At 30.4% G+C, this 13,173-nt stretch carries 10 protein-coding genes; 4 read left to right on the top strand and 6 right to left on the bottom strand.

All coding sequences use genetic code 11. The features are described from left to right. Window positions 1-43: 43 nt before the first annotated feature. The 3 genes from rnpA (at window position 44) to RH98_RS13090 (ending at window position 3,541) form a co-directional block, all read left to right on the top strand. Window positions 44-430 (top strand): ribonuclease P protein component, encoded by a 387-nt coding sequence (rnpA, locus tag RH98_RS13100; RefSeq protein WP_026038905.1) that lies wholly within the window; start codon window positions 44-46, stop codon window positions 428-430. Window positions 431-663: 233 nt separating this feature from the next. Then, window positions 664-1,503, top strand: coding sequence for a tyrosine-protein phosphatase (locus RH98_RS13095; RefSeq protein WP_010255685.1), 840 nt, complete (start codon window positions 664-666; stop codon window positions 1,501-1,503). Window positions 1,504-1,561: 58 nt separating this feature from the next. Beyond that, window positions 1,562-3,541: a KUP/HAK/KT family potassium transporter gene (locus RH98_RS13090; RefSeq protein WP_010255683.1), complete on the top strand. Its 1,980-nt coding sequence runs from the start codon at window positions 1,562-1,564 to the stop codon at window positions 3,539-3,541. Between the two features lie 43 nt (window positions 3,542-3,584). Here RH98_RS13090 and RH98_RS13085 read toward each other — a convergent pair whose 3' ends face one another. Genes RH98_RS13085 through RH98_RS13075 form a run of 3 tightly spaced genes read right to left on the bottom strand, consistent with a single transcriptional unit; the run spans window position 3,585 to window position 7,327 of the window. Beyond that, the gene (locus RH98_RS13085; protein ID WP_010255681.1) at window positions 3,585-4,574 is read right to left on the bottom strand and encodes a DUF4837 family protein; all 990 of its coding nucleotides are present in this window, start codon (window positions 4,572-4,574) and stop codon (window positions 3,585-3,587) included. An 8-nt stretch (window positions 4,575-4,582) separates the two neighbouring features. Further along, the gene (locus tag RH98_RS13080) at window positions 4,583-6,079 is read right to left on the bottom strand and encodes a lytic transglycosylase domain-containing protein (protein ID WP_010255678.1); all 1,497 of its coding nucleotides are present in this window, start codon (window positions 6,077-6,079) and stop codon (window positions 4,583-4,585) included. 57 nt (window positions 6,080-6,136) lie between these two features. Then, entirely contained in the window at window positions 6,137-7,327 is a 1,191-nt protein-coding gene (locus tag RH98_RS13075; protein WP_010255673.1) for a phosphoglycerate kinase, read from the bottom strand. A 268-nt stretch (window positions 7,328-7,595) separates the two neighbouring features. On the opposite strand from RH98_RS13075, the gene RH98_RS13070 reads away from it, so the two are divergent. Next, complete coding sequence (locus tag RH98_RS13070) at window positions 7,596-8,744, top strand: DNA polymerase III subunit (RefSeq protein ID WP_010255671.1); 1,149 nt, start codon at window positions 7,596-7,598, stop codon at window positions 8,742-8,744. A gap of 31 nt (window positions 8,745-8,775) precedes the next feature. Here the strand turns inward: RH98_RS13070 and RH98_RS13065 are convergent, their stop codons facing one another. The 3 genes from RH98_RS13065 to RH98_RS13055 all read right to left on the bottom strand — a co-directional run bounded on the left by RH98_RS13065 (window position 8,776) and on the right by RH98_RS13055 (window position 13,021). Next, window positions 8,776-11,052: a helix-turn-helix domain-containing protein gene (locus tag RH98_RS13065; protein WP_010255669.1), complete on the bottom strand. Its 2,277-nt coding sequence runs from the start codon at window positions 11,050-11,052 to the stop codon at window positions 8,776-8,778. A 289-nt stretch (window positions 11,053-11,341) separates the two neighbouring features. Then, entirely contained in the window at window positions 11,342-11,932 is a 591-nt protein-coding gene (locus RH98_RS13060; RefSeq protein ID WP_010255666.1) for an OmpH/Skp family outer membrane protein, read from the bottom strand. Window positions 11,933-12,172: 240 nt separating this feature from the next. Beyond that, window positions 12,173-13,021 (bottom strand): class I SAM-dependent methyltransferase, encoded by an 849-nt coding sequence (locus tag RH98_RS13055; protein ID WP_010255664.1) that lies wholly within the window; start codon window positions 13,019-13,021, stop codon window positions 12,173-12,175. Window positions 13,022-13,173 lie beyond the last annotated feature (152 nt).

Here is a 13,173-nt window from a genome sequence, read left to right as displayed (position 1 = left end):
ACACGTAGTATATTACAATTCCTTTTCTACCTTTGTGTCCTCTATGGACAAAAAAGAATATACATACTCAAAACAGGATAAGCTTAAAAGCACAACAATAATTGATGAATTATTTACTACTGGAAAGTCAGTAAGTAAATATCCATTGCGTATGGTATTCGTCCAAACAGAAAATAGAGATAACTTACCTCTTAAAGTAGGTGTTTCAGTATCTAAAAGATACTTTAAAAAAGCTGTGGACAGAAACTACTTTAAAAGAGTTTTGCGTGAAGTTTACCGCTTAAACAAACATCAACTTCTTGATAATATTACAAAACCTTATGCCATAATGCTGTTTTATCAAACAAAAGATCGTTTAACTTACAACGATATTAATGATAAAATGGTTAAACTTTTTGATAAATTTATTCAAGAAACTAAAATTGAATAAATTAGCGCCATCAATATAACTTTTATATTCTTAGTTATTATTTTTTAAAAAATAATAATACCAAATGATTTTGGTATAGTATTGGTGTATTCATTAAAAAAATGACACTAATAAATTTAATAATCAAATAAAATAATAATTAGCTATAATCATCGTTATCGCAAGATACGATGAGATGTTTAATGGATGTTAGTCTACGTTATTTCATTGGCTAACGCAATTATATATGGTCTATGCAAAATAGTAATAATAGTTTGGAAAAAGAGAACTCAGATATGAGTATAACTTCTTTAATATCCAATGTAAATAAGTTTCAAAGAGAACATCTACAACCAATTTTAGTAGGTCAACCAAACTTTCGAGATTTAGGAAACTATCAAACTTCTTTTGGCAAAAAAACAAAAACGAATCTTGTTTATCGCTCAGGGGATTTTAGTAACCTAAAAGATATAGATATACAAGTACTTAATGAAAAGGCACTTACTACAATTATTGATTTTAGAAGTGAAGAGGAAAGAGTAGAACGAAAATCTATATACCCAGAATCAATAGAGAATAAAATCTATCTTCCTCTTAATCCTGGAAACTTAAGTAGAAATAAAGTAGAACAGATTATATATAATGGCGATGTAAAAGCTACGCATCAATTATTATTAGACATTAATGAAATGCTCGTATTAGAAGGACAATCTCAATATAAAGCTTTCTTTCAACAACTTCAAAATACTTCTAATCCAATGCCATTAATGTTTAATTGCACAGCTGGTAAAGATCGTACGGGATTAGCAGCAGCACTTTTTTTAAGCGCATTAGGGGTACAGGAGCAAGATACAATAGAAGATTATCTATTGACTAATAACAATCTCGGATTTACTGCGTCCGAACTAAAAGATTTATTCAATTTACAAAATAGTAATCAAGCTGATGCACTATATACCCTATTATCAGTAAAAGAAGATTACATACAAAATGCATTAAGGACAATACGAAAAAATTACGCTACAACTGAATCTTTTTTAGTAAATCAATTGGGAGTTGACATTGGTAAAATGCAAGAACTATACACAGTTTAACTGCTAAAATATATTATACAAACTATACCTAAATTTCATAATTAAAATTCCTCACAAAATGCAAGAAGGTAAAAATACTAACACACCTCATCTAAACAAAATTACCCTAGGTACCTTATTAGTTACGCTAGGTATTATTTATGGAGATATAGGAACTTCCCCCCTTTATGTAATGAAAGCTATTATTGGTAAAGAGATAATACGAGAAGATATCGTTTTGGGAGCCATATCTTGTGTATTCTGGACGCTTACTTTACAGACTACTATAAAATACGTTTTCCTTACGCTGAAAGCAGATAATAATGGTGAAGGTGGAATTTTCTCTCTGTATACCTTAGTAAAAAGATTAAATAAAAAATGGCTAATCGTACCAGCAATTATTGGTGGTAGTGCCCTTTTAGCAGATGGTATTATTACCCCTCCTATCTCGATATCATCAGCCATAGAAGGGTTGAGAATCTATAACCCGGAATTACAAATTATCCCCATTGTTATAGGAATTATTTTTGCTTTATTTATGATTCAACAGTTTGGATCTAAGACAATCGGTAAATTCTTTGGTCCATTAATGACTATCTGGTTTTTAATGCTCGGTATAATCGGTATCTCTCAATTAATAGGTAATTTCGCAGTATTAAAGGCAATCAATCCTTACTACGCAGTACATTTGTTATCTATTCACTCTGAAGGATATTTTGTATTAGGGTTTGTGTTTTTATGTACTACAGGTGCTGAAGCTTTATATAGTGATTTAGGACATTGTGGAATAAAAAACATTCGAATCACTTGGGCATTTGTAAAAACAATGCTAGTACTGTGTTATTTTGGACAAGGAGCTTATTTAATCAACTTTACTGGTCAAACTCTAGTTGATCTATCACCAAACTCAAATAACCCTGCAAATCCCTTTTATTTAGTTATGCCTGATTGGTTTTTACCTTTTGGAATTGCTATAGCAACAATTGCTGCGGTTATTGCGTCTCAAGCATTAATAAGTGGATCCTTCACGTTGATTAATGAGGCAATAAGACTTAATCTATGGCCAAAAGTAAGAGTAAAATTCCCAACCAATATTAAAGGACAACTTTATATACCATCTATTAATTGGCTTCTATTTGTAGGATGTGTATTTGTGGTGTTACATTTTAAAGAATCTGGTAATATGGAAGCTGCATACGGACTTGCAATTACATTATGTATGATTATGACGACGATTCTTTTGGGTTATTATATGTACCTAAAAAGAGTGCATATCCTCTTAATTATTCTAGTAGAAATTGTCTATTTAAGTTTAGAGGTATCTTTCTTTATCGCTAACGTGCAGAAATTCACACATGGTGGTTACGTTACTGTATTTATAGCAAGTTTACTAGCAGGTACAATGATTGTTTGTTACCTAGCAAAACAAATCAGAAAGAACTACACCCAATTTGTAGATATAAAAGATTATACAGAGATATTAACTGATTTAAGTAATGATAATGCCATCCCGAAATATTCTTCAAACTTAATTTACTTAACTAACTCTCAAATAAGCTCCAAAATAGAATACAAAGCTATTTATTCAATAATTCAACGAAGACCTAAGAGAGCAGATAATTATTGGTTTTTGCATGTAAACGTAGGTGATCAACCTTACAATTTAGAATATAAAATTCAGAAGATAGGTGCAGACAATATCATTAGAGTAGACTTTTATTTAGGATTTAGAAACGATCAGAAAATAAATGTTTTAATGAAGCAAGTGATTAAAGAACTTACTGAAACTGGTGAAATAGATGTCTTAAGTAAATATGAATCTCTACATAAGAATAATATTAACAGTGACTATGAATATGTACTGATTGAGAAAGAATTGTCTTATGACAATGAAATACCAGCTTTCGAAAAGATTATTCTTACTTTATACGAATGGCTGAAAAAACTGTCGCTATCTGAGGATAAAGCCTTTGGCTTGGACAGTAGCTCAGTAACGATAGAACATTTCCCTTTAATAATTAATCCTATTGAAGAGTTACCACTAAAAAGAAAATATTAGATATAAAAAAACCGGGAGTCAAGTAACTCCCGGTTTTTTGTATCTAATATTCTTTAAGCTTAGCTGTTTTAATAATAGCTTCTAATTCTAACAACATATCCCTTTTATTCATAGACGGATTGTAAACCAGCCCCTCTATAAAGAGATAACGATTAGTAGTGTTATCTTTAAAAACGTAAGTAATATAAGGTCCACTCATAAAACTCTTTTCCATATCCCATATCCCCTTAATTTCTAAAGCGCTTACCCCATTAATGTCAACATTTGTATTAAAAGGTGTAAAGCCTTCATTTGTTTTCATATAAGAGCCTTCTTCTATAGAATGCAAATATTTGCCGCTCACAGAATCTTTAGCTTCTAAAATAGCGTTTAAAATGCTTTTATTTATAGCATTACTCTCTATCCTTTCTGTAGGAACTGCATAAAACAACACACTACTACTACCTGATGCTACATCCTTTTTAAACCAGCGAAAATCTTTCCCTTTCTGCACTAACTTAAATGATAATGGCAATTGGATATTTACATTAAATGGACTAGATATTAAATCTTCTTTATGCAATACCTCATGATTAAGTGCATTCTGAAAAGCTTCTAACTCAGTTAAATGAACTGCTTTAATAATTGAATCAACATTACTGACGAAATTAGTAATCAAATTTTCCTTAGAATCTGCCAACACTACAATATAATTCTGTGGATTAGAAAATTTATTCTTCTCTATATTGTATATCATTTCGTTGTGATTATCTGAAAATACAATAATATTTCTCGCTAATTTATTGTGTCCAGAAAACTGATTAGGCGTGATGTGTTCTAACGAAAATAATGGTTCAAAAGGTACTATTCGATCTAAATAAGCTGCTAAATAATTGCGAATGCTATCCCCTACATTACCTTGCCAAAGGTTATCATTAATGGTAATAAGTACATGATTATAATTACCCGTAGAAATAGGTAAATTCTCCTTAGAATCATTTTTACTACAACTAATAAGACAAAATAAAATTATAAAAGATAATATCCTTCTCACCTTACAAATTAATTAATTCGAAGCTTCATACCTGGGTGCAGAGCATCGTTTTCTCCAATTTTATTCAAAGATTTTAATTGAGCGATAGTTACACCAGATAATTTCTTTGTAATAGAATACAATGAATCTCCCTTTTTTACAGTATAAAAATTATTACCTCTAGCTTGAGCAGTTACTGCTTTACCTACAGCAAGCTTTTTACCAGGATGGATAACGTTAGATTTAAGGTTATTCATCTTTTTAAGTTGTGCTACACTAAGGCCATATTTGCTAGCAATAACGCCTATACTCTCTCCTTTTTTAATTGTGTGATATCTTGGACGAACATCAGTTGTTTCTGCTAACATTACATCCATAGAGTAATTTGGCTTTTCTTTTCTAGATTCTTCAAAATCTACATAAGCATATACTTTATCCTCATTTGAAACTAATAGACCAATCTTTTCTAAAGGTAAACGTACAAAGTGATTTTTACCTGTGACATAAGGAACTTGTTTCAATTTATAGGTGGGATTTAAGAAACTTATCTCCTCTTCAGAAATGTCAAGCAACTTTGATAGTTGATCAAATGACACCATCTGCTTTAGTGATACAGTATCTGTTTCCACCATTTTAAATGGCGCTTTATCAGCTTTAATACCATGTTCTTTTGCATACTCAAAAATATACATCGTCGCATAAAAAGCTGGTAAGTAATTCTGTGTTTCCTTTGGTAAATTTGGTCTGATATTCCAATAATTAGTGTATCCTCCTGATCGTCTAATCGCTTTAGTAACATTACCTGGTCCAGCATTATAAGATGCTAAAACAAGATCCCAATCGCCAAACATATTGTATAGATCAGATAAAAATGTAGCTGCTGCATCTGACGACTTTATAGGATCAATACGATCATCTACAAAGGAGTTAACTTCTAAATTATACTGTTTTCCAGTAGCATACATAAATTGCCATAGCCCAGTAGCACCTACTCTTGAACGAGCAGTAGGATTTAGTGCTGACTCAACAATAGATAAATACTTAACTTCTAAAGGTACATCATACTTGGCTAATTTTTCTTCAAACATAGGAAAGTAGTACTCTGACAAACCTAATAAACGTTCAAAAGAGCGTTTTCTATTCTTTAAAAAAGATTTAATTACACGTTCTAACGTTGGGTTATACTCAACATTAAATGGTGTTTTCTCATTTAATAATTGCAAACGTTCTTTTAAAAGTTCAGTAGTTAAACCGTCATATTCAACATCAGTACTATCAAAATCAGCTGTAGAAATCTCATCCTCTATTTCATTGAATAAATCTTGTGTGGTTAATTCGTTTAACCAACGTTTTTCGATTGACGCACTAGCCACGTGATCAACGAAAGTCTTTTTAATAGAATCCAAATACACACTCGGATCCATATCATTTTTTTTCTCGACATCCATCCCATTTTCACTTGATTGCCCAAAACAGTTAAGAGACAATAAACCACAAGCTACTAGGGTTATTTTTCTGTAGTTCATATAATTATGATATAATAAAATGATGCCTTGAGTGTGCTCAAGGCATCATAGTTATAATTATTCTCTAATTGCTTTAATACCTGGTAATTCTTTACCTTCAAGCATTTCTAACATTGCACCTCCTCCAGTAGATACATAACTCATTTTTGGAGCTAATCCGAATTGTTTTACAGCTGCAACAGAATCTCCTCCTCCAACTAGTGAAAACGTACCATTCTTAGTAGCTTCAGCAATAAAATTACCTAACTCAATAGTACCATTAGCAAATTTATCCATCTCAAATACTCCTAATGGTCCATTCCACAAGATAATCTTAGACTCCATAATAACAGGTTTTAATGCCTCCAGAGTTGCTGGACCTACGTCTAAACCTTGCCATCCATCAGGAATATCATTAGCTGGTACTATCTTAATATTTGCGTCTGGAAAAAAAGCATCTGCAGCCACTATATCCACTGGCAAGTGCACTTGTACATTTTTCTCTTTAGCTAATTTTAATATCTCTTTAGCTAATTCTAATTTGTCATCTTCACAAATTGAGTTACCAATTTTTCCTCCTAAAGCTTTAATAAAAGTAAAGGTCATCCCTCCACCAATAATCATATGATCAATCTTATCTAAGATATTTTCGATAATTGTAATTTTAGAAGATACTTTAGAACCACCTAATACTGCTGTAACAGGTTTTTCTTTACTGTGAAGAACTTTATCTAAACTATCAACCTCTTTTGCTAATAAATAACCAAAACATTTATCATTAGGGAAATATTTAGCTACTATAGTTGTTGAAGCATGCGCTCTATGGGCAGTACCAAAAGCATCATTAATATAAAAATCAGCCAATGAAGCTAATTCTTTAGAAAATCCTTCATCACCTTTCTCCTCTTCATTGTAAAAACGTAAATTTTCAAGAAGTATAATATCTCCGTTTTTACTATTTGCGATTACTTCTTTTACTTTATCTCCAACACAGTCATCTACAAAGGTGATTTTTTTACCTAATACTTCTTCTGTTTTAGCAACAATATGACGCAATGAATATTTATCATTACGCTCCCCTTTTGGTCTACCTAAGTGTGATACTAAAATTGCTACTCCTCCGTCTTTAGTAACCTTGTCAATTGTAGCTTTTGCAGCCTCAATTCTGTTACTATCAGTAACATTAAAGTTTTCATCTAATGGTACATTAAAGTCAACTCTAATAAGTACTTTTTTATCTTTAAAATTAAAATTATCAATCGTTTTCATATCTTAAATTTTCAATTTATTTACATTGCTATACGCAAATATAATTCTTTTTGGCATGTAAAACACTGATAATTATTAGTTAGAAAAATTATCATTCTGATTTGTAATACAACCCGTAACTATTCATTTTAAAAAGTACAGATATAAATTTCAATCCTTATTAATTTTTAAAGCTCTAGCTAGGTGCAACAATTCATAAAGTTCTTGAAGCCTATCACATTATTTATTTTTATTTTCCAACCATCGCGATTTAATTTATCTTTGCTTTATGCAGTTTTCAGAAATAATAGGTCAAAATCATATTAAGAATCACTTAATACAAAGTGCTTCATCTGGTCGTATTCCACATGCTCAGCTATTTATAGGACCAGATGGTTCTGGTACTTTGCCAATGGCTATCGCGTATGCACAATACATTCTATGTAAAAATTGTGGTAATGAGAATTCTGGAGGAAGTGATAATTGTAACTTGAAGTTTAGTAACTTATCCCATCCCGACCTACATTTTGTATATCCTGTATCTACAACTGAATTAGTTAAAAAAAATGCTACAAGTGATCTTTTCTCTGAGCAATGGAGAAGCTTTCTAAAAAACAATATATATGGCAATTTATTTGATTGGTACAACCATATAGATATTCAAAATAAACAAGGACAAATTGGTGTAGACGAAGCTTCTGACGTTCTGAAAAAACTATCGTTAAAATCATTTGAGGGTGGTTATAAAATTATGATTATTTGGATGGCCGATAAATTAAATACAGAAGCGTCTAATAAATTATTAAAGTTACTAGAAGAACCGCCTGCAAAAACAGTATTTATTTTAATTGCTGAAAATGAAAAAAATATACTGCAAACTATTCTGTCGAGATGTCAAGTACTAAACTTTGCTCCTTTAAATTCGAAAGAGATTGAAGAAGCTTTAATTCAACAAAATCGTTGCGATAGAAGTCATGCAAGTTTAATTGCTAGACAAGCACAAGGAAGCTATAATAAAGCGCTACAACTTGTCACTAATAGTGATGCAACAGTTGCTTTTGAAAAATGGTTTGTACAGTGGGTTAGAGCGGCATTTAAAGCAAAAGGAAATGCAGCTGTCATTCAAGAACTCATTGAATGGAGTGAAGAATTAGCAACTATAGGAAGGGAACAACAAAAGCAATTTTTAGAATTCTGTATTGAATTATTTAGGCAAGCGCTTCTCTTAAATTATCAAACTGCTAACTTAGTTTACTATCAGACTAAAGTAGATCGTTTTAAATTAGAAAACTTTGCTCCTTTCGTCAATGGGGCTAATATTAATGAAATATTTAATGAATTATCCCAAGCCATTTATCATATAGAACGAAATGGCAATGCAAAAATGATATTCACAGACCTATCGATAAAATTAACTAGGTTAATACATAAAAAATAAAAGGATTGTCTATTATACAATCCTTTTATTTTTAATCTTCAACTTGGGTACGTTGATATAACTTTAACTCCTCCCACGAATAGAGTTCTTCTACTGTAGCTTTTATTTCACTTAATGCTTTTCCTTTATGTACATTAAATAAAGCTTCTAAATCGTTTATTCTTTCATCAGACAAAACTTCATTTAGCGCTATTTCCTTATCATTAATTAACTTGGCTAAATGAGAATATATAGTTGTAGGCGTTAGTTTGCGTTCTATTGCAATTTCATCAATTCGCTTACCTTCTTTCCAAAGCTCCAGAGTAATCACAGTGGTTGGTTTTTTCTTCTCTTTTTTCTTTTCAGTCTTAATAGAGGAGTAAATCTCAACATCTTCTTCAGTATCAAATCCTAAAGAACTACTTCTTATAAGATCTGCTATATTCACCAAATGATTAATCTTATATTCACTGATTTCTTGAGATCTAAGATTTTCTTTATTAATTGCTTTACCTTCCTCTAGAAGTTTAAGCATTCTAGAACCTTTTTTAAGCTCTAAAACTTTTTTGATTAGATTATCCTCTAACTCAACTAATTCTTCATAAAAAGCCTTTAATTTTCGCTGAGATCTAACCTGTGCAATTGTAAAGAGTAGTTCAAAAACCAATTGATCAAGTTGTGGAAAGAAATATTCATAAGCTTTTACAACTCTCTCTTTCATATATTCAAAGCGGTAAGGTTCCTCACTAAACAAAGCATTTAATTGATTGACAAACTTTTCTGAGTAAATCAACATATCATCAATACTTTTAGTGGTCTTTTCTGCCCATGGCTTATATGTACTCTTTTTACTACGCTCTTTATCTCCGCTATAACTATACAAATGAGTATGCCATTGAGTAGATAGTTCAAACCATGAATAAGCATTTACAAGATAATTGCGCAAAAAAAGCTTTGTTTCATTTTGTAAAATACTAGTCAATTGATCAACATCAGATTTATTTGTTGCAAAATTCATTACGTCATAATCATTAGTTAATCCATTCATTCTTATTGGAGAAAGTAAAACTAGTCCATCCAAAGAACGCAAACGCGAGAGTGCAACATAAGCTTGCCCAGGTAAAAATACTTTAGAAACGTCTAATACTGCTTTATCAAAGGTTAATCCTTGACTTTTATGAACAGTTATTGCCCATGCTAATTTTAAAGGATAATGGGTAAATGTTCCTAATACATCTTCTTTAATTTCTTTAGTATTAGGGTCAACAGTATATTTAATATTTTGCCATTCATAACGCTCTACCTCTATGGTAATATTCTCATCAGGAAAATGAACAAAAATTTCTTGAGGAGAAAGCGACTTCACAATCCCCATCTTACCATTAAAGAATCGCTTTTCAGGTGATAAATCATTCTTAATAAAAATAACCTGTGCTCCTACTTTTAAAGTTAGCTTAGCCTCTATTGGATATATTTTCTCTGGAAAATCAGCTACAATTTCTGCAGTATAACTATATTCCTTGGCTTCTAGTCCTTTAAGTGCATCATTATTAATTTGATCAGCTTTAGCATTATGTGTAGTTAATGTAATATATCCTGGATTCTCTTTGGTATCGAATTCAGGTTTAATATATTGGTTCAAAAACTGAATATCATTCTGTGTGATTGAATTGTTTCTAAGGTTATTTAATATATCTAAAAATTTGTCATCTGACTGTCTATATACCTTATTAAGCTCGATATATAAAGGTAAATTATTACGCAGCACCTCAGAGTGAAAAAAGAAAACACCATCGTAATATCGCTTTAGAATCTCCCATTCTTCATTTTTGACTACTGGGGGAAGTTGTAATAAATCTCCTATAAATAATACCTGTACCCCACCAAAAGGCAATTGATTTTTTCTGACGCGTTGTAAGACAAAATTCATTGCATCTAGCACATCAGCTCTTAACATACTGACTTCATCAATAACTAATAAATCCATACTCGTAAAAAGCGCACGACGAGCATTACTCATTAACATATGCCTTTTTAAAGATGAACGATTCTCAAATTTTAAATGCTCAGAAAAGATAGGAGGATTATTAGTATCAGGTATAAAAGCCGCAAATGGCAAATGAAAAAAAGAATGAATAGTAACTCCTCCTGCATTAAGGGCAGCTATCCCTGTAGGAGCCACTACAACAGTATTCTTATGAGTAGTTGCAATAATTTCTTTCAACAAGGTAGTCTTCCCTGTACCAGCTTTACCCGTTAAAAATAGAGATCTATTAGTCCGATTTATAAACTGTAAAACATAATTAGCTTCTGCCGAAAAAGATGCCATTGAATAATTTTTTGAACAAATTACAATAATTTTTAAACTTTAAATCCCTACTCTCCGAAAGATTCTTTAATCCTATAAAATTATTCAGCTAACAAATTGACCAACCAGCTAGTTTAGTTCGTTTTATAAAAATATTTTGATAAGAGCAATCTTTGTAAAATAACTTTACTGTATTGAAACAGTTTTATTCAATAAACAATATTGCATTTAAAATAGAAATTAATGGAAAATAAAAAAAGGTATCCATTTTTATAGATACCTTTTATAACCTTATTGTTTTAAAGCTAAATTATTTAGCTTCCTCTTTAGTTTCTTCTTTAGCAGGAGCTTCATCAATTTTTGATGCAGTTGATGTTCCTTTATATTTATCGTTAAGCTCTTTTAAAATTACATCAGTAATATTATAAGAATCTTTTGCATAAATAACGTTAGAAGCTTCCTCAGTGTTAAATACATAATCTAAGTTATTTTTCTTAGCGTACTCACCTATGTATTCTTTAACTTTTTTAATAACAGCATCCATATCCTGTCCACTTTCAGACTGTAATGCTTGCATTAAAGATTGTTGTTTATATTGCAACTCTTGTTCTTTTCTTTGTAATTCACCAGCTTTTTGTTGAGCCCAAGCTTGTCCTTTAGCTGCTGCATTCTTTTGAAAGTTCTGAACTTCTTGTTGAAACGCATTAATTTCAGTTTCTAAAGACTTTCCTTTTTCTTCTGACTTAATTTTGTATTTAGATTCTACATCTTTTACTTCCTCGTAATCTTTTAATAATTTCGAAGAATCTACATAAGCAGTTTTAAATTCAGATGTAGATGCGGAATTATTACAAGCAAATAACATTGTAGCTAATCCTAATACTAAAATACTTTTTTTCATTTCTTATTTTTTTAAACTGATGTAAAAATACTAAAAGTTTTATATGATTGTAAATATTTTTACAGTATAAAAATATTCTATACTAAAATAAAAAACAATCAATTATATTTATAAAATTCAATTGATTTATTTCAATTCTACGTAATTATTTTAAAAAAGACATCGAAATATATCACCCACATAATAAACTATGCTTAAAAAGGCTTAAATTAAGTATTCAGTCATTAACAATGGAGATGATTACACTTTTTTTAAAATATAGATCAAAGAAGAATATTCTAAATTTTGTCGTGCTTCTATATTTGATTTTAGACCAATCCAAAAAGCTTTTAACCAATTTTGTTTTCCTGTCTTATATTTCTCAGATAATAATGAAACGTAAAAACTATCAAATAACATTGGACATGTTTCTATATGAGAAAATAAGTATGGTTCAAAAAGTAGCGGAATAGATTTTTGTGAAAAATGCCATAAGTGACGAGGTACATCATATGCTGCCCAATATTTACCATAATACTTTGCATCATAAGAATTGTAATTAGGAACTGCTATTATCAAATTTCCCCCAGGCTTTAATAATCTATATAACTCCCTAATCTGTTTATCCAAATCATGAACATGTTCTAACACATGCCACATAGTTACAACATCTAATGAGTTGCTATCAATATTCTCAGTACTTTCTAATAATGAAAGGCCTTTTTCTTTTGCTAGAGAACTAGCAGATGCGTTTGGCTCAAAACCGCAAACTTTCCATCCTCTTTTATTAGCTTCAAAAATAAAGTCACCAGTACCACAACCAATATCTAATAATTTTCCTTTAGCGTTAGAAAATGATTCTATCAAATCGATTTTGTTCTGTATTGCTTTTCTTTTTACAATATGATATACTTTTTCAAATAGGTTTCTTTTACTATCAGTATGCGAAATATAATCTTCACTTTTATAATACTCACCTATTTTCTCAAAAATTGGTTGGGGCACTGTTTTTAATAAATGTAAATCTGGATCCAAATAAAGTTGGAACTTTTCATGAGATATAGAATAGTCCTCTACCTCTATATATTTTTCATTAGCATTTATTTTCATGGAAAGTATTTAAGTGCAAACAAAGATAAACAACAATAAATTGTTCTTTAAATATAAAAGTAAAATTCTAAAGTAAAATTCTAAAGTAAAATTCTAAAGTAAAATTCTAAAGTAAAATTCTAAAGTAAAATTCTAAAGTAAAATTCTAAAGT

Origin of the sequence: Myroides injenensis M09-0166, from assembly GCF_000246945.1 — a bacterium.
GTDB lineage: Bacteria > Bacteroidota > Bacteroidia > Flavobacteriales > Flavobacteriaceae > Flavobacterium > Flavobacterium injenense.
This window is presented reverse-complemented; position numbering and strand designations above follow the sequence as displayed.